The sequence below is a fragment of the Paenirhizobium cremeum genome, from assembly GCF_047553425.1.
Lineage (GTDB): Bacteria > Pseudomonadota > Alphaproteobacteria > Rhizobiales > Rhizobiaceae > Allorhizobium > Allorhizobium cremeum.
The window spans coordinates 96,179-116,473 of sequence record NZ_CP180220.1; the positions used below are offsets into that span (position 1 = coordinate 96,179).

Below are 20,295 nucleotides of genomic sequence, written 5' to 3' on the forward strand. Positions count from 1 at the left end.
TCTACCAGGATTTCCAGGCAATCAGCAGGCCGCCATCCCGGTCGGATGCACTTCGACGGGCCATCTCCACCGTTTCGAAGGGAGCCTGTCGTGGCAGGCTGGCGGCCACGAAACCGGCTTCCACAACACAGACGCTGGTGCCGCGGCAGGCCAACGAAAAGATCAGCGGACCTGTCGACCACCAGGCCGGCGCCTTGGGAAGTCGTTCCATGACGGACGGTATTGTATCGACGATCCGTGAAAAAACCGGGTGTCCTGCCGGCGCTGCGATGAAGGAATTGGCCAGAAGCAGGCTGCCTGTGCTCGTCTTGCGCGGGATATCCTCGGCCAGCACGGAGATGCCCAAAAGCGGCAGGTAGTCGCCAAAACTCAGATCGTCACGGGCGGGATACCAGTCGCAGTCGAGATAGATGCCGCCGATTTTCTCCAGGATCATGTAGCGTGCGACATCGACGGCGCCGGGATAGTCGCCCTGTTTCAGCATGGCGTGAAAGCTCGGATGTTCATCGAAGCCCGCCGCGGCAAGATCGGCTTCCCGCCACAGGCGATATTCCATGCCGTGAGTCTCGCAGTGCCGCCGCCAGGCCTTCGTTGCGGGCGGTACGGGCAGGGTGCCGAGCCATATCTGATGCAGGACGAGTGGTGTCTTCTCGCCGCCAAGCCGCGTCATCTTACGGCGCTGGTCGCCGTCGAAGGCGAAGAGGTCTGCGAGCAGGTCCGTCGGCGGCGCCAGCATCGCTTGCAGGCCGGCAATGCGCACAGGGTCTTTCGCGATCTTGGCAAGCTTAAGATAAGCGGAATGCAGCTTGCGCGGCAGGCCGATCATGGTGGCCGGGCCGAGTTCCGCTGCCTCCAGCAGTGTTGGGTTGCTTGAAAGCGCATCGAGCGCAAGGCGGGCGCGTTCCAATTCGCCGCTGCGGGCCAGTTCCAGGCTCTCGATGATGGTCTCGCGGGCAAGGCTTCTGGCGTCGCTTTTGCTGTTCACTGATTGTCTCCGGACGATCTTTCCCGTCCCTGATGTATCGGCAAAGCGGATCGGGCCGCAAGCCTTTGAAACCCGTCACAATACCGGTATCTTCCCGATAGACAGGGACCGGGCCCGTGGGCTACGGTAACTTCAATAATATCAATCTGCGTCAGCTTGTGATGGGTAGCGTATCCGGGGGCTCTATAAATCGCATGGTCGTCGGCGCTGATCTGCTTTCAGTGGAAAAGCTCAGTGTGTCCTTCCCGCTGCTTCGTGGCAGCGTGGAGGCAGTTCGTTCCTTGTCGATGACCATTCGGCCGGGTCGGGTAACGGCGCTTGTCGGCGAGTCCGGTTCCGGGAAATCGGCACTCGGTCGGGCAATCATGGGCATCGAGACGCCCAGCGCGCGCGTATCCGGCCGCGCGGTTTTTCACGATCCGGCAGGCGATGGACCGGTCGACCTCATAGCGCTGCCGCGTGATGGTCGTCAGATCCGCAACATTCGCGGCAATCGCATCGGCATGATCTTCCAGGAGCCGATGACCTCGTTTTCGGCCGTGCACACGATCGGTAACCAGATCGAGGAGGTGCTGCGTATCCATACCGTTCTATCGCCGAGAGAGCGACGTGCACGATCGGAGGAAATGCTCGGTCTCGTAGGATTCGACAAGCCGGATCACGTTTTCAACATGTATCCCTTCGAGTTGTCGGGCGGCATGCGTCAGCGCGCGATGATCGCCATGGCGCTGGTGGGACGACCGTCGCTCCTCATCGCGGACGAACCGACGACGGCGCTCGATGTCACGATCCAGGCGCAGATCCTCAAGCTGCTCAAGGACATGCAGGTCCGGCTCGGTATGGCGGTTCTGTTGATTACCCACGATCTCGGCGTTGTCGCTAGCATGGCGGACGAGGTGGTGGTGATGTATCGCGGCGAGGTTATGGAGGCGGGAAGCGTCGGGGATATTTTCCTCAATGCGCAGCATCCCTATACCAAGGGTTTGATGGCTGCGGTGCCGACCTTTGAGATGGCGCGTCACGAACGTCTCAAGCCCCTGCGTGAAATCCGTGTCGATACAGCGGGACTGCTCGGCAGTTGCGCAAGACCGGTGGTTGAAGAAGACGATGTTCTCCTTTCCGTCCGCAATGTCAGCAAGATCTTCCGGCCGAAGCACTCGTCGGGTTTCTTTGCCAAGCCCTCGCCGCCGATCCGCGCAGTAAATGATGTCTCCTTTGACATAAAGCGGGGGGAGACACTTGGCCTTGTCGGCGAAAGCGGCTGCGGCAAGACTACGCTCAGCAAGATCCTGATGCGCGGTGTAAGGGCTGATGCCGGTGCGGTCGTTTATAACGGCGCGGACGAACCGATCGATGTACTTTCCGCTGAGGGGGAGAACCTGCGGCATCTGCGGTCCTCCATCCAGATGGTCTTTCAGGATCCGGTATCATCACTTTCCCCCCGCATGACGGTGCGTGGCATCATTAGCGAGCCCCTGGAAATCCACGATAAGGGCGATTCCGCTGAACGGATCGAACTCGTCAGGCGTCTCCTTCACGCAGTCGGTCTGCCCTCATCGGCCGGAGGGCGGTATCCCCATAGTTTCTCGGGCGGACAGCGACAGCGTATCGGAATTGCGCGTGCGCTGGCGCTGGGCCCAGGCCTCGTCATCTGCGATGAGCCCGTCTCCGCTCTCGATGTCTCGGTGCAGGCGCAGGTCCTCAATCTCATGAAGGATTTGAAGGCCGAACTCTGTCTCACCTACCTCTTCATTTCCCACAATCTTGCTGTCGTGAACTACATGGCCGACCGTGTGGCGGTCATGTATGCGGGCCGGATTGTGGAAATCGCGCCATGCGACATCATCATGAACCAGGCGGTTCATCCCTATACGCGCAAGCTCATTGCCGCGGTTCCCGCCCCGGATCTCGATTGCCGCATCGATTTCAACCTTGCAGGAGAATCCTCCACAATAGCCCGGCGTGCGTGGAAGCGGCATTTCCTCGATGAGGGCGATCCCGACAATCTGGCGCATGTCGATCTTGGCAACGGCCATTGGGTACTGGCCCGGCGAGGCGTCGATGCGAAGGATCTGCGGGTATGATTACGCGGCGTACGCTTCTGGCATTGATGGGCTCTATCATGTTGCCGCGGATTTCAGCGGTGGCAGCAGAAGTCGTCGATCCGGACCCGTTGAAGACCAGGGTCGCCGAAGGTGTCTTGCCGCCCTTGGCCGAGCGACTGCCGAAAGTACCGCGTGTGGTGCCCCTCGACGGTACGGACGGCGGTGTTGCGGGACGTCATGGCGGCACGGTCAAGATGCTGATCGCCAGTCAACGCGATATCCGTTACATGCCGATCAATGGCTACAGCCGCCTCATCGGGTTTGACCGTCACTTCAATTTCCATCCTGACCTGCTTGAGCGCTATGAGGTTGAAGGAGAGCGGATCTTCACCTTTCACCTGCGCCCCGGTCATCGCTGGTCGGACGGCAGTCCCTTTACGACGGAGGATTTCCGCTACGTCTGGGAAGATATGTTCCATGACAAGGAACTTCACAAGGGTGGGATTCCGACCGTTCTGAGGGTGAAGGGAAAGGAGCCCGTCTTCGAGGTCATCGACGAGGTTACGGTCCGCTACAGTTGGGAAGATCCGAACCCGGACTTCCTCGCGGAACTGGCTTCGCCGGTTGCGACCCGCCTGATGCTGCCGGCGGCGTATCTCAAGCAGTTTCATCACAAGTATCAGACACCGGAACGGCTTGCCGCGCTGATCGAACAGCAGCGGGTGGATGATTGGGTGTCCCTACATCAGAAGATGTCGCGCACTGCCCGCCCTGAAAATCCGGATCTGCCGACGCTCGATCCCTGGCGGGCCACGACTCTTCCGCCTGCCGGCCAGTTCGTCTTCGAGCGAAACGCCTATTTCCATCGAGTCGACGGCAACGGATTGCAATTGCCTTATATCGACCATGTGGTGTTGAATGTCGGGTCCGGCGATCTCGTCGCGGCAAAGGCGGCATCCGGCGAAAGCGATCTGCAATTCACCAATATCGATTTCGCTGACTATACTTTTCTGAAGAGCGCGGAAAAACGCGGCGCCATCAAGGTCAGCCTGTGGAAGCGTATCCAGGGCTCGCGGGTTGCGCTAATTCCCAATCTCAATTGCACGGATTTGATCTGGCGGCAGACGATGCGGGATGTCCGCGTTCGTCGGGCTTTGTCCCTTGCAATCAACCGTGACGAGATCAACAAGGCGGTATTCTTCGGTCTTGGCAGTCCCAGCGCCAACGCGGTGCTACCGGACAGTCCGCTTTTCCGGCCCGAGTACCGGGATGCGTGGGCTGAGTTCGATCCCGACCGAGCCAATGCCCTGCTCGACGAGGCGGGTCTTCTGCGGGACGGCAAATATGGACTTCGGTACTTGTCTGACGGGCGACCCTGCAAGCTCATCATCGAGACAACAGCGGAAACAACGTTCGACACCGATGTGCTGGAACTTGTGACCGATCATTGGCGCCGTATCGGTTTCCGCATCTTCACGCATGTATCGCACCGCGAGCTTTTTCGGCAACGCATCACCAGCGGTGAAACGGTTCTGGCGCTTTCCCCGGGCCTCGACAATGGCGTACCGACCGCCGACATGTCGCCGCGCGAACTGGCCCCGACCAACAATGACCAGATCCAGTGGCCGCTTTGGGGGTTGCATCAGTTGTCGGGGGGAGGCGAGGGGCGTCCGCCGGAAATTCCGGAGGCGCAGGAACTGCTCGACCTTTTCCACCAGTGGCGGGAGGCCGATACGCTTGAGGAGCGCGAGGTGATCTGGCACCGGATGCTGTCGATCTTCACCCAGCAGGTTTTTACCATAGGGATCGTCAATGCCGTGCCGCAGCCGATCGTGCGGGCAAACCGGCTGCGCAACCTGCCGAGTGAAGGCCTCTATGGCTTCGATCCAACCTCCTATCTCGGGGTCTATATGCCGGATACTTTCTGGCTAGAGGGAGGCGCATGAGATGATCCGCTATATTCTCTGGCGTGTCGCCATGATGATCCCGACGCTAATCATGATCTCCATGCTGGTCTTCACGATCATCGAACTGCCGCCCGGCGATTTCTTCGAAAGCTATGTCGAGGAACTTAAGGCCATGGGCGAGAAGGCCGATATGCAGGAGATCGAGGATCTCAAGGCGCGTTACGGCTTCGACCAGCCCGCACCTTTGCGCTATCTGGATTGGGTTGCCGGCTTCGTCCAAGGCGATTTCGGCTATTCCTTCGAATACCGCATGCCTGTCGCCGATGTCGTGGGGGACAGGGTCTGGCTTACTGTTCTCGTCTCAACGGTTACCATCATTGTGACCTGGCTCATCGCCTTTCCGATCGGCATCTATTCCGCTACCCACAAGTATAGCTGGGGCGACTATGGGTTGACGCTGCTCGGCCTTATCGGCATTGCGGTGCCGAATTTCATTCTCGCGCTTATCATGATGTATTTTGCCAATATCTGGTTCGGCATTTCGATTGGCCACCTGATGGATCAGGATTTTCTCGGCCAACCCATGAGTTGGGCCAAGGCGAAATCCATTCTCGAGCATATCTGGATTCCCGTCATCATCATCGGAACGGCCGGAACCGCCGGGATGGTCCGTCGGGTCAGGGCAAACCTGCTCGATGAACTGCACAAGCAATATGTGATGACGGCGCGGGCCAAGGGCCTTCATCCTTTCCGCCTGCTCATCAAGTATCCGCTGCGCATGTCGCTGAATTTCTTCATTTCGGACATCGGCTCCATCCTGCCGACCATCATTTCTGGAGCTGAAATCACTGCCGTTGTCCTGTCCCTGGAAACGACGGGCCCGATGTTGATCAGGGCGCTTCAGAATCAGGACATGTATCTGGCAGGCTCCTTCCTGATGTTTCTCGCTATCCTGACTGTCATCGGCGTGCTGGTGTCCGACATCGCGCTGGCCATCCTCGATCCGCGCATCCGGTTGCAGGGAGGGCACACGAAATGAGTGAGGATGTGGCAAGCCTGCCGCCGCCGGTGCACTATGTCTCAAAGGCTCCGTTCGATCCCTATGCCGTGGAAGCCGACGCCGATCCGACGGTTGGCCATGCCTCTCAATTGAAGCTCACATGGTGGCGGTTTCGCCGCCACCGCCTTGCGCTTGTTTCCGGCATCCTGTTGCTGATCGCTTATTGCACGGTCGCTATCGTGGAATTCCTGGCGCCCTATAATGTCCATACGCGGAACGTGGACCGAATCTATGCGCCGCCACAGCAGGTGCATTTCTTTCATGAGGGTTCTTTTGTTGGCCCGTTCGTATATGGCCGGACGATGGAACTGGATATGGAAACGCTGCGCCGGGTCTATAGCGAGAAAAAAAACGAGGTTCAGCGACTGCGCTTTTTCTGCCGGGGCGACAGTTATCGCTTCTGGGGCTTCATCGACGGCAATGTGCATCTGGCTTGCCCGGCTGAGGGTGGCGACATGTTCCTGCTCGGCACGGACCGTCTCGGCCGGGATGTGCTGTCGCGCATTCTCTACGGTGCGCGTGTCTCGCTCACTATCGGTCTTCTTGGCGTGATGACAAGTTTCGTGCTCGGCATCGTCATCGGTGGTCTCGCGGGATACTGGGGCGGCTGGTTTGATCTTGCGGTCCAGCGGATCACGGAAGTCCTGCATTCGATCCCCAGCATACCGCTGTGGCTGGCCATGGCAGCCATCATGCCGGCAGATTGGTCGCCGCTTTTCGTCTATCTCGGGATTACGTTCATTCTCGGGCTTCTGGACTGGACCGGGCTTGCTCGCGCGGTGCGTTCCAAGCTTCTGGCGCTTCGCGAAGAGGATTATGTGCTTGCCGCGCAGATGATGGGCGCGGGTAGCGCCCGGATCATCGGACGGCATCTCATCCCTGGCTTCATGTCTCACCTGATCGCAAGCGCTACGCTGACCATCCCCGGCATGATCCTCGGCGAGACGACGCTGAGCTTCCTGGGACTCGGGTTGCGCCCGCCAATCACGAGTTGGGGGGTGTTGCTGACGGAAGCACGCACCGTCAACGTCATCGCCCTCTATCCGTGGCTTCTCTTCCCGGTGGTTCCGGTTATTGTGATCATTCTTGCCTTCAATTTTCTCGGCGATGGTCTTAGAGATGCCGCAGACCCCTACAACTGACCCCCTCAAGATCAACATGCGACTTGCCGCGGATCAATGCTTCTGACCCATAGGAGAACAACTGCATGACTGGACAGTCGCGCAAGGCACGAATTCTCATGTACAGTCATGATACATTCGGCCTTGGGCACCTGCGGCGCTGCCGTACGATTGCCCATTCGCTTGTCGAAGACTATCGCGGCCTGCAGGTGCTGATTATTTCCGGCGCCACGATCGCCGGTGCCTTCGATTATCGCGCCCGCGTGGATTTCGTGAAGATTCCGAGCGTCATCAAGCTGCGCAACGGCGAATATACGTCGATGGACCAGCACATTGACGTCAAGGCGACCATCAGGATGCGGCAATCGATCATCCTGCACACCGCCGAGACGTTTCAGCCGGACATCTTCATTATCGACAAGGAGCCTCTTGGGCTGCGTGGCGAGGTAGAGGAAACGCTGCGCTTTCTGAAGGAACGCGGTACCACGCTGATCCTCGGCCTCCGTGAGGTCATGGATGCCCCGCATCTGCTGGACGCGGAATGGAAGCGTAATGACGTGATGCACAAGATCGGCTCGCTCTACGACAACATCTGGGTCTATGGTCCACCGGATTTCTACGATCCACTGACCGGCCTCGATGTGCCGTCGAGCGTTCGGGAGAAAATGAGCTTTGTTGGTTTTCTGCAACGCAAGGCGTCGGTTGAACGTGAGGAACCTGCCGAGGACTATCTGCTCGTAACGACCGGCGGTGGTGGTGACGGGGCCGATCTGGTGCGGGACGTGATCGCGGCCTACCAGGCCGATTCGACGCTCACCCACAAGGCGGTGATTGTGCTCGGTCCCTATATGCCGGCTGAACAGCGACAGCACTTCGTGGAGCAGGCGGGCAATAACCCTCACCTGGAAATGATCGAATTCGACAACCGGATGGAAGACCGGATTGCGGGTGCGAAGGCGGTTGTCGCCATGGGTGGTTACAACACCTACTGCGAAATCCTGTCCTTCGATAAACCGGCTCTGGTGGTTCCGCGTACCCAGCCGCGGCTGGAACAGTTGATCCGTGCCCGCAGGGCCTCCGAACTCGGCCTCGTCAGCATGCTCTCCGGCCAGGAGGCCTCCGATAGCCTGCGTTTCGCGCAGGCGATCAAGGACGTGCTGAAACGAGATCCTCCCTCTGCCAGCGCCGCCGGCCTCCACCTTGAGGGATTGCAAACCATCTCGCAGATCGTTGGCGGGTATCTGAGCGAAGACGCCAGGTCACCGCGTTTTGCCGCCCAGGGATAATTAATGGACAGGACCGGAAAGATTGTCGTCCTCCTGAAGGGCTATCCGCGCCTCTCGGAGACTTTCATCGCACAGGAACTGCTGGGTCTGGAACGTGCCGGCTTCGAGCTAGAAATCGTCGCCATGCGTCGCCCGACGGACAAGAAGCGTCACCCGGTGCATGACGAGATCCGCGCCCGCGTCAGCTATCTGCCGGAATACCTGCATGAGGAGCCGCTTCGCGTCCTGAGAGCGTTACGGAAGACGTGCCTTCTGCCGGGGTTCGGCAAAGCGCTTTCGTCCTTCTGGAAGGATTTGAAACGGGATTTTTCGCGCAACCGGTTTCGCCGCTTCGGTCAGGCGGCGGTGCTCGTTGCGGAATGGCCGCAGGGAGGCAAATGGCTGCATGCGCATTTCATCCATACGCCCGCGTCGGTCGCGCGCTACGCCAGCGAGATCAGCGGTATCCCGTGGTCGATTTCCGCTCACGCCAAGGACATCTGGACTTCCGAGGACTGGGATCTGGCAGAAAAGCTCCAGAGTGCCGACTGGGGCGTGACCTGCACGCGGGTGGGCTATGAAAAGCTGTCATCGCTTTCAGGTGGACGCGATGTCATGCATCTCAGCTATCACGGTCTCGACCTCGAGCGGTTCCCGCACTTCGACGGTCAGCGGCCTCGCCGTGACGGATCCGATCCAACTGATCCTCTCCGTGTGTTGAGCGTTGGCCGCGCCGTCAAGAAGAAGGGGTATGACGTGCTGCTGAAGGCGTTCGCCAAGCTTCCGGCGAACCTTCACTGGCAGTTTACTCACATTGGCGGTGGCGATGAACTGGGCAGTCTGAAAGCGCTCGCCGGCGAACTTGGTATTTCCGACCGGATTGTCTGGAAGGGCTCGATGGACCAGCGCGATGTGCTCGCTCATTATCGCGATAGCGATCTCTTCGCACTCGCCTGCCGGATTACAGCGGATGGTGACCGCGACGGTCTGCCGAACGTCCTCGTCGAGGCGGCAAGCCAGCGGCTCATGGCCGTCTCCACGACCGTTTCAGGCATCTCGGAACTGTTTGTCGACGGCGAAAACGCATTGCTGGTCGAGTCCGAAGACGCGGAGGCTCTCTCGATCACACTGCAGCGCGTGATGACCGATCCCGATCTGCGGGAGAGGCTCGGAGTCGCTGCTGAGGCGAGGGTGCGGAAGGACTTCGACCACCATAACAGTATTCACGATCTTGACCGGCTCTTTACAGAAGCGTGGGAGAGGAGAGGGATTTGAGTACGCCGCAAGCGTCCCCCTCGAAGAGAATGGTTCTTTTCTATGTCCAGCACCTGCTTGGTATCGGGCATCTGGCGCGTGCCAGCCGGATCGCTGAGGCTCTGGTCGAGGCCGGCTTCTCGGTGACGCTGGTGACAGGCGGGGCGACTGTGAACGGTTTTCCGGGAAAGGGCGTCGAACACGTCCAGCTTCCGGCCGTCGTTGCGGCCAAGAGCGGATTCTCAAGCCTTGCCGATATTGAGGGTAATCCTGTCGATACGGACTTCGAGCAGAGACGGACGGCTATTCTTCTTGAGACTTTTGCGAGAGTCGAACCGCATGTCGTCATCATAGAGGCTTTCCCCTTCGGCCGACGTCAGATGCGCTTCGAGCTTCTGCCCTTGCTCGAGGCCATCGAGAATGCCAACAACCGTCCGCTGCTCTTCAGCTCGATCAGGGACATCCTGCAGGAGAACCGCAAGCCTGGGCGAGACCGCGAGACTGCCGATCTCGTCGCCCGTTATTTCGACGGTATCCTCGTGCACGGTGATCCGCATTTCGTGCGGCTCGAAGAGACGTTTCCGCTCGCGGGTGAGCTTGCGGACAAGATTCATTACACCGGCCTTGTTGCGCCGGTTGAAGCTCCGCCATCCGCTGATCGTTTTGGCGTGGTGATTTCCGCCGGCGGTGGTGCCGTGGGTGGAGCGCTGATCGAGGCTGCACTCGACGCCCGCGATATTCTCGATGATCGCGAGGAATGGTGTGTGATTACCGGTCCCAACTTGGCGCAGACGGATTACGATCGTTTCGCGGCCCGCGTTTCGAGGGGTGTTTCCCTCTTTCGCTTTCGTCCGGACTTCCCGAGCCTCTTGCCGCAGGCCGGCCTGTCGATTTCTCAGGCGGGCTACAACACGGTCTGCGATCTCTTGCGGGCGCGTTGCCGCGCCCTGTTCGTACCCTTTGCTGCCGGTGGTGAGACAGAGCAATCCGTCCGGGCCGAAAAGCTGGTCGCGCTGGGCCTGGCGAAGGTCGTCACCGAGCAAGGTCTGACTGGGACGGCGATGGCCGAGGCAATCACCGCCGCACGCGAGCTCAGTTTCCCGCCGGAGCTTCCGATTTCACTTGACGGCGCCGCCGGAACGGCCCGGGTGATTGCGGGAATGCTTGGCGCTCAGCCCTATCGGTGCTGAGACCTCGCGACTTACTGCAGGACAGAACAGGCCTTCGAGTCTTCCAGCACATCGATGCAATCGGGAGAGCGCCGGAAATCGTCATAATAGACGGTCCATATATCCTCAGCTCCGGCCCGGTAGGGGCCGAATTTGAAATACTGATTCTTTCCGAGGCCCGCATCGCCGTGGCCCACATATCCCGTCACGGTAGCGACCCAGACGCGGTCGGCGAAGATTTCGATCCGGCCGTCTCCATTAGGGTCCGGACGGGAGAAAATCGCAAAGTCGATCCAGTCCGTTGATGCTTTGGGTAGCGGATTGTGCTGCACGACGGAAATCTTGTCCGTGCAGGATGGGAATGTAGCAGCATCCTCGGCGCTCCAGTCGGGGCCTGAAGCGGCAAGGGCGCGCATCTGGTTGACTTCAGGGCGGAACCAGACGGGTGTGCTGCCTTCCGGGCAACGACCGGCAACGCCATCGATCGGCTGAGGGCCACCTTCGACATAATTGGTTTCCACCGAGAAGAACATCTTGCCACGGTCGAGCCGGAGCGCGAGGAAGGGGCTGAAATCCCCCTCGGCCTCAGGCCCGATTTCCCGTTTCCACTGGGCCATCAGGTAGCGATGGTCGTCCTGTGGAACGGGATCGGCAAGTTTCATGGCGAAACCGAACCAGACCGGTTCGTCATAGGGGACGCGCAGCGGGGTCTTTTCCCAGATCTCGGCGCGTTCACTGCACAGATCGTCGGTGGCCGGACATTGGCTCCGCACGCTGAGTTTCAGCGCGCCTGCGCCGTTACGTTTAACCTCGCTCTGAAACACATAGCTGCCAGCTTTCTGCTCCTCGTTCATGCGGTAGTAAAGTCCGCCTTCGGGGGAAAAGTCCTGGCCGTCGAAACCGTCGAACAATTTCTGGCTGGTCGGCCTATTGCCGAGCGCCGGTGCTGCAATAAAACAGCCGGCAAGAAGAGCAATGCCCAAAAGACGATAGGGTTTCAACGATATCCTCCCGTTGCATATGCGAATGGCTGGTGACGGCTTTCTGCAGTCTAGATTTACCTTCACAGAATGTCGCAGGCTAGTAGGCAGAAGACGGAGCGGGTCAATTCCTCGCGAGGAGATCCCTGCCGTTTTCCGGTTCCTCGGAAAGAGAGGCGCGCGTCGAGATCAAGCGTAGCGTCTGGCGTCCTCTGTCGAGAGCAGATAGACACGCATGTCCGTCCGGCGCCCCTTCAGCGAGACGGAGCGGTTGGAAAGCCCGTCATAGGGCAGGTGAGCAAGCAGCATGATGGGTTCGGACGCGGCAATCGCGACGTTGAACTGCTTTGCGACCGCCTCGAGCCGGCTTGCCACGTTGACGGTGTCGCCGATCGCGGTGAGGCCCGACACCTTGCCGTAACCGATCACGCCGACGATCGCAGGGCCGAAGTGAATGCCGATTGCGATCCTGAGGTCGACACCGAATTCCTGCATCATTTCCTGGTTGAGCTTCTCTGTCTCCGCGACGATCGTTGCTGCAGCTTTCAGCGCCTGTCGGCACGCCTCGCTCGGTTCGGTGGCATCGATACCGAAGAGCGCCATCACGCCGTCGCCGATGAACTTGTCCACCTGTCCCTTGGCTTCTTCTACCGCTCGACCGACGACCGCGAAATAACGGTTCAGAAGGAAGACGATGTCATAGGGCAGCCTGCTTTCCGAAATGGTGGTGAAATTGCGGATATCGCAGAAAAGCACGACGATTTCCTTTTCCCGGCCGGCTTGTCTAAGCGGCCTGGCGGAATAGACATCGCCGCCGGCCGGCGGCTCCAGCAATAGTGCGACGGTCAGGTCGTAATCAGGCCGGGTCTGGCAGCTTAGCCGCGTATCGGGGGCCGCTCGGATTCGCGATAACGTCGCCTGTTCCATGGCGGTTGCGGGTGGCAGCGGACCGGCGCTGTCGACGATGCGTACACGACAGGTCGAACAGCGTCCTTTGCCGCCGCAGATCGAATAGTGATCGATCCGGCCCATCCGGCTGGCTTCAAGGATCGATGTTCCTCGCGGCACGCGAACCTGTGCACCATGTGCGTAGGTAATGCTGATTTCGGGGACGTTGCGACGCAATGAACGGACGGAGCGCAGCATCACGACAAGTCCCAGCCCCAGACCGAAGGCGACGTAGATACGTTGCTCGATCGCAGCGAGGTCGAGTTGGGGTCTCGCGGCTTGCAGCCGCAACATCTCGGCGCCCGAGCCGGATGATTGAACAGATCCCCTGGTCGTGGCCGAAGCCTCCATCTGTCGGCCACTGGTCAGTATGCCGACGAGCGCAAGCGTCGGCAGCAGGATCGCAAATGCGAAGAGCCACTGCGACACGCGCGGAAACCACTCCCTGAAGCGAAGGGCGGCATAAAGGCCGATGCAGCCGTGCACCCAGACCACGATGACGGCCAGAGCCATTTTCAGTCCGAACAGACCGCTGCCGTTCCATATGGCTCTTATGACGCTCTCATAGGTGCTGTCGAAGCCGCCATAGAGGGCGGGTACCCGCGCGGAGACCACATGCTGGGCGATGAGGACGGGGATGGAAAGACCGAAGATGACCTGGATCATCATACGGGCCGGCAGGCGCATGTGCCGACGCAGGTAAAGCGTTCGAAGCGCGAGCAGGAAATGAACCAGAAACGAACCGTACAGGAGGAGGGTTCCGAGCGGATTGCGCCAGAGGATCTTGAAGATCTTCAGGACCTCGTCAGCAAAGGCAATCGATACCAGTGTCAGCGCGTGATTGAGAAGATGCGTCGAAATGAACGCAAAGAGGATCACTCCGGATGCGATACCCAGTTGATGTGCGGCCTTGTCTGGCAAGAAAGGGCGTGCAGGCTGCAGCATCAAGAGCGACCCTGTGGGAATGAACGCGGCGCAGTGCCTCTGGGGCATGAAAGCGGCCAAAAAGAGGCCCCACCATTCTGCAGCGTCGTCGTCAAAATTCCAGCTTTGTTTGGATGTCGTCGCATGGACCAACCGGAAAACGAATGGTCGCGCGGGGCATCCCGTCAGTGGTCCGGTTCATAGAGGGAATTATGGATCGAGGAAATCGACAATCGCCAAAATATGCGACTCGATCGTCACCTGAGACACATTTACGGCGCGGGTGTAGCTCGGAACCGCTAGCCTCAGGCGTATTCCTCGTGGCTCTTCTGGGCTGCAAGCTCTGATGTCGTTGTTTGGAGACGGGTGGCGAGCACACGCATCACGCCAAGCATCATCGACGGGCAATCGGCCATCAGCTTGCGGAAAGCCTCCTTGCTGATGCGCAAGGTGTCCATTGGCGTGCTTGCCCGGACGGTAGCAGTGCGGTAGCCGTCGCAGAGTATAGCGATTTCGCCGACGATGGAGTTCTTTCCGGCCTCTGCAACCTTGATCTCGCCGGCGGGAGTATCCACGACTATATCCGCGGTACCCCCGAGGATAACAAAGGCGGAATCGCCTACATCGCCCTCATGGAACAATTCCTGACCCGGCGCGAATTTCATACGGTCGGATGTAAAAGCCAGCAACTTCAGCTTGGCCGGATCCGCAGACGCGAAGAACGGCAGGGCACGCAGGCATTGAACCTCATCCATAAGGACCATCGCATACCTCCAAACTGAGCCGGAGAGGGTCTCTCCTGAAACTACCTCGTTACCAGCTCTTTCACCATACCGTTTTCTTCCACCAGAGTCTCGTAGGTTCCATCAGCGACCAGCCCGCCTTTGTCGAATACCATGATCCGTTCGAAGAGCTTGCACAGCCGCGGATTGGATAGAACCCATATAATAGTGCACTTTTCGGACTTGCTGCGCAAGAAGGAGATGACATTCTTCACCAACTGGGTCTGCAGGCGCGGATTAAGGCCCGGCAGCGGCTGGTTGAGGATGCAATATTCCGTACCGCGGATCAGTGCGCGCGCAACGTTGAGTTTCTGGCGCTGCAACAGCGTCAGCCGCTTGCCGCCCGGACCAAGATCGTAATCGAGACCGACTGCGAGCATTTCCGTATACACTCCCTCCTTCTCGGCCAGTTGCCTGATCAATGGGGCGATGCGGTTTTGGGCATCCGCATGGCCTCGGCTGATCTTGCCGAACAAAATGTTCTCGATCAACGAGGACGATGGCTGGAACTTGTCTGGTTCGTAACGCGCAATGAGACCTCCGAGTTCCGCCGGTAGATTGGCATGGAACTTCTGGCGCGCGGCCACGATCTTGCGCATGATTTCATCGGTCAGCAGGCCGAAGCGATAGCGGCTTTCGACGTAGGCGAAGGCGGTCAGGAAGATGACACGACGCTGCTCGTCGTTCGTTTCGTCGATGCCCCGCCCCTCGATCTCTTTCAGGATGCGGGCGTAATCGGGGATTTCATGACCTTCCATGAAGGGAAGTTCGGGCAATAGCGGGTTGTTCTGCTGCATGTCGCCGAACAGTTCAACGATTGTGCTCGCGACCGAACGCCCCATTTCAAACAGTAGATCGGCCAATCCGTCCTGCCGGATAACCGACCGGAAGTAGTTGCTGGCAATGATCCGCTGGGCCGCGGTTTCTCCGTCGACAAGAGACCCGAACAGCAGGTTTTCGGCTACGGTCGCCTCGGTATTGTAAGCCTCGAAATCGAAGGGTACGACGAGTTCCGGCAGGTTGAGGCTGGCCAGTTCGTCGCGCAATGTCTGTCGGGCAGCGATGGCGAAGCGGGCTATATCCTCGTTCGTTTGCGGATCGACCGGGCTGCGCAAGGCGAGGTCGAGAACGTCTTCGGTGAGCAACACGGTGTCGAGAACGCCGAGCATCCAGGCGTCGAGCGTTTCCCTGGTTATGGCATTGTCTGGCGCCGCCCCGGTGCTGATCCACTCCCCTTCGATATCGAAATCGACGTTTCCGGCCAGCCGGGCTTCCTTGATTTCCCATTTTCGTCGGATAGCCGCGTTGCCTTCCCTCTCCATAGGCTGCAGCGGGGCGTGTTTCAGGCCGTAAAGCAGGTTGTCTTTCAGGCTCCCGTGGAAGAAATAGGTTTCCGCCGAGACATAGCTGATGCGGCGACCGGTGATGGATTCCGGCAGATCGCGAATGTCGATATCGCCTGCGGCGACCCTGCCGGCGCTCGGCCAGACCGCGCGACCTATGGCATCGGCGATGAGGCTGCCGGCGCTGCCGTTTGCATCGAGGAACGCAATGGTCTGGCCAGGCTCGACATGCAGGGAGACGTGGTCGACCATACGGCCGCCGCTGTCGTCGTCTATCGCGAGATTGACGGCGGCGAGGGGGCCGGGCAGCGGTGCGGGTACGCCGGTGTAAATAGACTGGATTTCCGGCTGAAGTATGCTGTCGGACTGGAACTGCTCGACCACCTGCTCGAACTTTACCTGCACATCCTGCCGCGCCTGATCCCAGTCGATCAGATCCTTGAGCGGGCTCGGCAACTCCTTGTAAGCGTTGATGACGGCGACCAGCTGGCCAACGTCGAGATTGCCGCGCAGGGTCAAATAGCCGCCGATACTGTAGAAGAGGAACGGCGTGACCTGGGCCAGGAAGTTGTTGATGAACTTCACCATGAACTTCCATTGGTAGAGATCGTAGCGGATCGCGAAGATCTCCCCCAGCCGACGGGCCATGTCGGCGCGCTCGTAGTTTGAAGTATCATAGGCATGGATCGTCGGCATGCCCTCGACCATTTCGCTTACCCGACCTGCAAGCCGACGTGCGGTGATCTGCCGTTCCCGACCGAGACGGATCAGTCGTCGACGCATTCTGGGAATGATCCCTATCTGCAGAAGCGCCATGAAGGCTGCTATCAGACCGAGCCAGAAGTTCTGCGCCAGGATGAACGACAGCGCTGCGATCACCTGACCGCCAAGCAATGCCGGCTGAACGAAGGAATCGCCGGCAAAGCCGCCCAGCGGCTCCACCTCGTCCTTAATCATGCTGGCGATTTCCGCGCCCTTGGTTCGTTTGAAGTAGGCCGGCGGGAAACGGAGAAGGTGGTCGATGAGCTGGAAACGGATGCGACGCAGCAACCGCTCGCCCAGGCGGCCTTTGTAGGTATTGATGACATATTTGAAGGCGTTGTTGATAACAACCAGCGCCAGGAACTCGACACTGAGCGCCATCAGCATGGACAGGCGATCGAGCGGATATCCCGCGTAGATCTGCACATAGCCGACGAGCGGCATGTCGAAGCCGAGTTCGAAAAAAGGCTGCAAGGCTTCCGGCGTCGAAAAACCCTCACCCTGGATGGGGCCGTTGATGATCTGCTTGGGCAGATCCAGCGATATGAAATACGGGATCATCGACAAAGCGACGATCATGAGAATGATGACTTGCTGACGCCAGGTGTGCTTCCAGATGTAGCGGGAAAGACTTTTTTCCATGGGGCGGGACTGGCCTGATCGAGCACAAATCGGATTTTTAGCCCCGTACTTATGTATTGTCAAAAGCCGCTGCAAGCGGCTCGCCGGCATATGTCGGGGGATCAGGAGACTGCGCTAGTGACGAGTTTTTGCGGCGCCTCTTCCCGTTTCCACGTCTTGTACCATTCGACGAATTCGAGAACGCCGCGTTCGACGGGCATCTGCGGTACGAAGCCCGTTAGCGCCTGAAGGAGATCGGGAAGTGCGTAGGTGCGCGGCACGTCGCCCTTCTGCATCGGCAACATGCGACGAATGGCCGGTTGTCCGATAGCGGCCTCGACCGTTTCCACGAAGCGGATCAGTTCCACCGGCTGGCCGCCGCCGATATTGACGATGCGGAAAGGGGCATGCCGGGAAAGTGTATCTTCCACTCCAGGCGCCGTGACACGGTTTTCCTCATCCGGAACGACAGCGATCAACCGTATGATAGCTTCCACCAGATCGTCGATATAGGTGAAGTCGCGGCTCATCTTCCCTTCGCCGTAAATATCCAAGGGACGGCCGTTGAGTATGGCGTCGGTGAATTTGAAAAGGGCCATGTCGGGACGTCCCCATGGACCGTACACGGTGAAGAAACGGAAAGCGGTGGTCGGTATCTTGTAAAGATGGGCATAGGAATGGCCCATGGCCTCCATCGCCTTCTTGGTCGCGGCATAAAGCGTGAGCGGCTCGTCAGCATGGTCGGTTTCGGCGAATGGCACCTTCTCGTTCGCGCCGTAGATCGAGGAACTGGAGGCGAGCAGGAGATGCTTCGGCCGGATGCGTTTCGCCAGTTCCAGCACGGTCCAGGAGCCGGTGAGGTTGGAGGTTACATAGGCCTGCGGATTTTCGAGGCTGTAGCGCACGCCGGCCTGGGCCGCGAGATGAACGATCGCGTCGGGTTGTTCTATGGCGGCTGCGCGGTCGAGCGCTGCCGTATCCTCGAGCATGCCGATGATCGGATCGAAATTCGGATAGCTTTCGAGGATTCCATGACGCCGACGTTTCAGGGAGACGTCGTAATAAGGTGTCATGCCGTCGAAGCCGGTCACGCTGTGGCCGGCCTCCAGAAGCCTTCGGGCCAGATGAAAGCCGATGAAGCCTGCCGTCCCGGTAATCAGATAACGCATGGTCTGCCTTCGTTCCGCGTCGTTACTTCGATGTTCGAAGTCTCCTGGGCGCGGCTCGTTGCCGTCGCCATGTCGCGGTCCTAGAGCTTCCAGCGAAGGACGACAACCGGATTCTCTCGTAAATTCCGGTCAATTCCGTGAGAATAGACATGAATTGGCGTGATCGGAGAGTGATGGGCACCGGTGCAGTTCGGATCTGCGGTCAGGATGTCGGGCCTCCCGGATAGCTTCCCTAACCCGAGGTCTTCGGCGATGGCATTGTCTGGGAGGATTTCATGTTCAGGAAATCGGTGCGACTGAGGTCTTCACCATTGCACGCTCGATGAGCGTAGCGACCGGGGCATCGGGGCCAAGTGTGCCGAAGGCGAGCCCGTGTTCCTTTGCGAGACGGGAGCGGCAGAAACATGCTGCGATGGCCTGGTCCGCCGATTTCAGAAGAAGGGAAGCCTGCAGCAGGAGTGCGACGCGTTCCACGACCGCGCGGCTGCGATATTCGAGTGTTTCCGCATCGGCGAAAGAGCCGGCGAGCGCATCGAACTCGGCATCGTAGCTACGGTCGAGACCTTTTGCGCCGGCAAGTTCGCCGAAGAGGGCGTCGCGCGACGCGGGTTCCTTGCGCAAGGCTCTCAGCACGTCGAGGCACTGGACATTGCCGCTGCCTTCCCAGATCGAGTTCAGCGGAGCCTGCCGGTAAAGACGTGGCATCATTGTCTCTTCCACGTAACCGATGCCACCGAGGCATTCCTGCGCTTCATTGATGTGTGGAGGAGCGCGCTTGCAGATCCAGTATTTGCCGATCGCCGTGGCGATGCGGGCAAAGACGGCCTCGCTTTCGTCGCGTCCTGCGGCGTCTATGGCGCGGGCGACGCGCATCGTCAGGGTGACTGCCGCCTCGCTTTCAAGAGCCAGATCGGCGAGCACGTTGCGCATCAACGGTTGGTCCACCAGGTATTTTCCGAACGCCCTGCGTTGCCGAGTGTGATGAAGGGCTTGCACCGTCGCTTGCCGCATCTGGCTCGCGGAGCCGGTCATGCAGTCGAGGCGGGTGAGCGCCACCATATCGAGAATGGTCACGACACCCCGGCCTTCTTCACCGACGAGTTCTCCAAACGCTCCGCGAAACTCCACCTCCGACGAGGCGTTCGACCAGTCACCGAGCTTGTCCTTCAGTCGCTGGATCTCGACTGCATTACGACTGCCGTCCGGGCGAAAGCGCGGCACAAGAAAGCAGCTCAAACCACCCTCTGCCTGCGCAAGCACCAGATGGGCATCGCACATCGGAGCGGAGAAGAACCATTTGTGCCCGACCAGTTCATAGGTGCCGTCAGGTTGGCGGATTGCCCGCGTTGTGTTTGAGCGGACGTCGGAACCGCCCTGTTTTTCTGTCATACCCATGCCGATGGTGCAGCCGGCCTTCCGGTCCATCGGAAGGCTGCGCGGGTCGTACTCGGTGGAGATGAGCTTCGGAATCCATTTCTCCGCGAGTGTTGATGTGTGTCTGAGGGCGGGAATAGCCGCGTAGGTCATCGACATGGGGCAGCCCACGCCCGCATCCGCTTGCGAGCCTATGTACATCACAGCGGCGCGCGCCACATGTGCGCCGGCCCGGTTGGCATTGCGCCAGGCAAAGCCATTCATGCCGTATTTCATCGCCTCCGTCATCAGCCGATGATAGGCGGGGTGGAATTCCACCTCGTCAATGCGGCGGCCATACCGGTCGAACGGCCGCAATCGCGGGCCGTTTTCATTCGCTTCATAACCCGCCTGGATAAGCTCGCCGCCGGCCAGTGCGCCGTATTCGCTTAAGTGGTCACTTGCCCAGGAGGCGCCGTCGCGCTCGACCACCTCACGCAGCGCAGTGTCCGTCTCCCAGACATTATAATCCATGAGCGCTTCCGGCTGATTTTGCACTTCGTGCGTCAGGAATTGGCTGGTAAATGACATGTTTTCCTCCTCGTGC

General features: G+C 59.4%; 14 protein-coding genes. 7 read left to right on the forward strand and 7 right to left on the reverse strand.

Annotation, left to right across the window (positions count from 1 at the left end; all coding sequences use genetic code 11):
* Nucleotide 1 precedes the first annotated feature (1 nt).
* A complete protein-coding gene (locus tag ACLBKR_RS23095; RefSeq protein ID WP_414902255.1) occupies nucleotides 2–985 on the reverse strand; it encodes a glycosyltransferase family 32 protein in 984 nt (327 codons plus the stop codon).
* A 194-nt stretch (nucleotides 986–1,179) separates the two neighbouring features.
* Here ACLBKR_RS23095 and ACLBKR_RS23100 point away from each other — a divergent pair, with 194 nt between their 5' ends.
* The 7 genes from ACLBKR_RS23100 (at nucleotide 1,180) to ACLBKR_RS23130 (ending at nucleotide 10,827) form a co-directional block, all read left to right on the forward strand.
* A complete protein-coding gene (locus ACLBKR_RS23100; RefSeq protein ID WP_113448146.1) occupies nucleotides 1,180–3,069 on the forward strand; it encodes an ABC transporter ATP-binding protein in 1,890 nt (629 codons plus the stop codon).
* Nucleotides 3,066–4,976, forward strand: a complete 1,911-nt coding sequence (locus tag ACLBKR_RS23105) for an ABC transporter substrate-binding protein (protein WP_113448147.1) — start codon at nucleotides 3,066–3,068, stop codon at nucleotides 4,974–4,976. The genes ACLBKR_RS23100 and ACLBKR_RS23105 overlap by 4 nt, the downstream gene beginning before the upstream one ends.
* 1 nt (nucleotide 4,977) lies before the next feature.
* Nucleotides 4,978–5,976, forward strand: coding sequence for an ABC transporter permease (locus ACLBKR_RS23110; protein WP_112827905.1), 999 nt, complete (start codon nucleotides 4,978–4,980; stop codon nucleotides 5,974–5,976).
* Nucleotides 5,973–7,139 carry an ABC transporter permease gene (locus ACLBKR_RS23115; RefSeq protein WP_113486005.1) on the forward strand — a complete coding sequence of 389 codons (1,167 nt, stop codon included), beginning with the start codon at nucleotides 5,973–5,975 and terminating at the stop codon, nucleotides 7,137–7,139. Before ACLBKR_RS23110 ends, ACLBKR_RS23115 begins: the two co-directional genes overlap by 4 nt.
* Before the next feature lie 65 nt (nucleotides 7,140–7,204).
* Nucleotides 7,205–8,404 carry a glycosyltransferase family protein gene (locus ACLBKR_RS23120; protein ID WP_113337957.1) on the forward strand — a complete coding sequence of 400 codons (1,200 nt, stop codon included), beginning with the start codon at nucleotides 7,205–7,207 and terminating at the stop codon, nucleotides 8,402–8,404.
* A 3-nt stretch (nucleotides 8,405–8,407) separates the two neighbouring features.
* Nucleotides 8,408–9,658, forward strand: a complete 1,251-nt coding sequence (locus ACLBKR_RS23125; protein WP_113448149.1) for a glycosyltransferase family 4 protein — start codon at nucleotides 8,408–8,410, stop codon at nucleotides 9,656–9,658.
* A gap of 29 nt (nucleotides 9,659–9,687) precedes the next feature.
* On the forward strand, nucleotides 9,688–10,827 hold the full coding sequence (locus ACLBKR_RS23130) for a glycosyltransferase (protein ID WP_113448150.1): 1,140 nt from the start codon (nucleotides 9,688–9,690) through the stop codon (nucleotides 10,825–10,827).
* An 11-nt stretch (nucleotides 10,828–10,838) separates the two neighbouring features.
* On the opposite strand, the gene ACLBKR_RS23135 is transcribed toward ACLBKR_RS23130, so the two are convergent.
* The 6 genes from ACLBKR_RS23135 to ACLBKR_RS23160 all read right to left on the reverse strand — a co-directional run bounded on the left by ACLBKR_RS23135 (nucleotide 10,839) and on the right by ACLBKR_RS23160 (nucleotide 20,279).
* Complete coding sequence (locus tag ACLBKR_RS23135) at nucleotides 10,839–11,807, reverse strand: polysaccharide lyase (protein ID WP_414902260.1); 969 nt, start codon at nucleotides 11,805–11,807, stop codon at nucleotides 10,839–10,841.
* 168 nt (nucleotides 11,808–11,975) lie between these two features.
* Nucleotides 11,976–13,679 carry an adenylate/guanylate cyclase domain-containing protein gene (locus ACLBKR_RS23140; protein ID WP_113448151.1) on the reverse strand — a complete coding sequence of 568 codons (1,704 nt, stop codon included), beginning with the start codon at nucleotides 13,677–13,679 and terminating at the stop codon, nucleotides 11,976–11,978.
* Nucleotides 13,680–13,963: 284 nt separating this feature from the next.
* Entirely contained in the window at nucleotides 13,964–14,422 is a 459-nt protein-coding gene (locus ACLBKR_RS23145; protein WP_112827900.1) for a cyclic nucleotide-binding domain-containing protein, read from the reverse strand.
* Nucleotides 14,423–14,463: 41 nt separating this feature from the next.
* Nucleotides 14,464–17,187 carry an ABC transporter ATP-binding protein gene (locus ACLBKR_RS23150; protein ID WP_113448152.1) on the reverse strand — a complete coding sequence of 908 codons (2,724 nt, stop codon included), beginning with the start codon at nucleotides 17,185–17,187 and terminating at the stop codon, nucleotides 14,464–14,466.
* Between the two features lie 101 nt (nucleotides 17,188–17,288).
* Entirely contained in the window at nucleotides 17,289–18,335 is a 1,047-nt protein-coding gene (locus ACLBKR_RS23155) for an NAD-dependent epimerase (protein ID WP_113448153.1), read from the reverse strand.
* A gap of 279 nt (nucleotides 18,336–18,614) precedes the next feature.
* Nucleotides 18,615–20,279, reverse strand: coding sequence for an isovaleryl-CoA dehydrogenase (locus ACLBKR_RS23160; RefSeq protein ID WP_113486001.1), 1,665 nt, complete (start codon nucleotides 20,277–20,279; stop codon nucleotides 18,615–18,617).
* Between the last annotated feature and the right edge of the window lie 16 nt (nucleotides 20,280–20,295).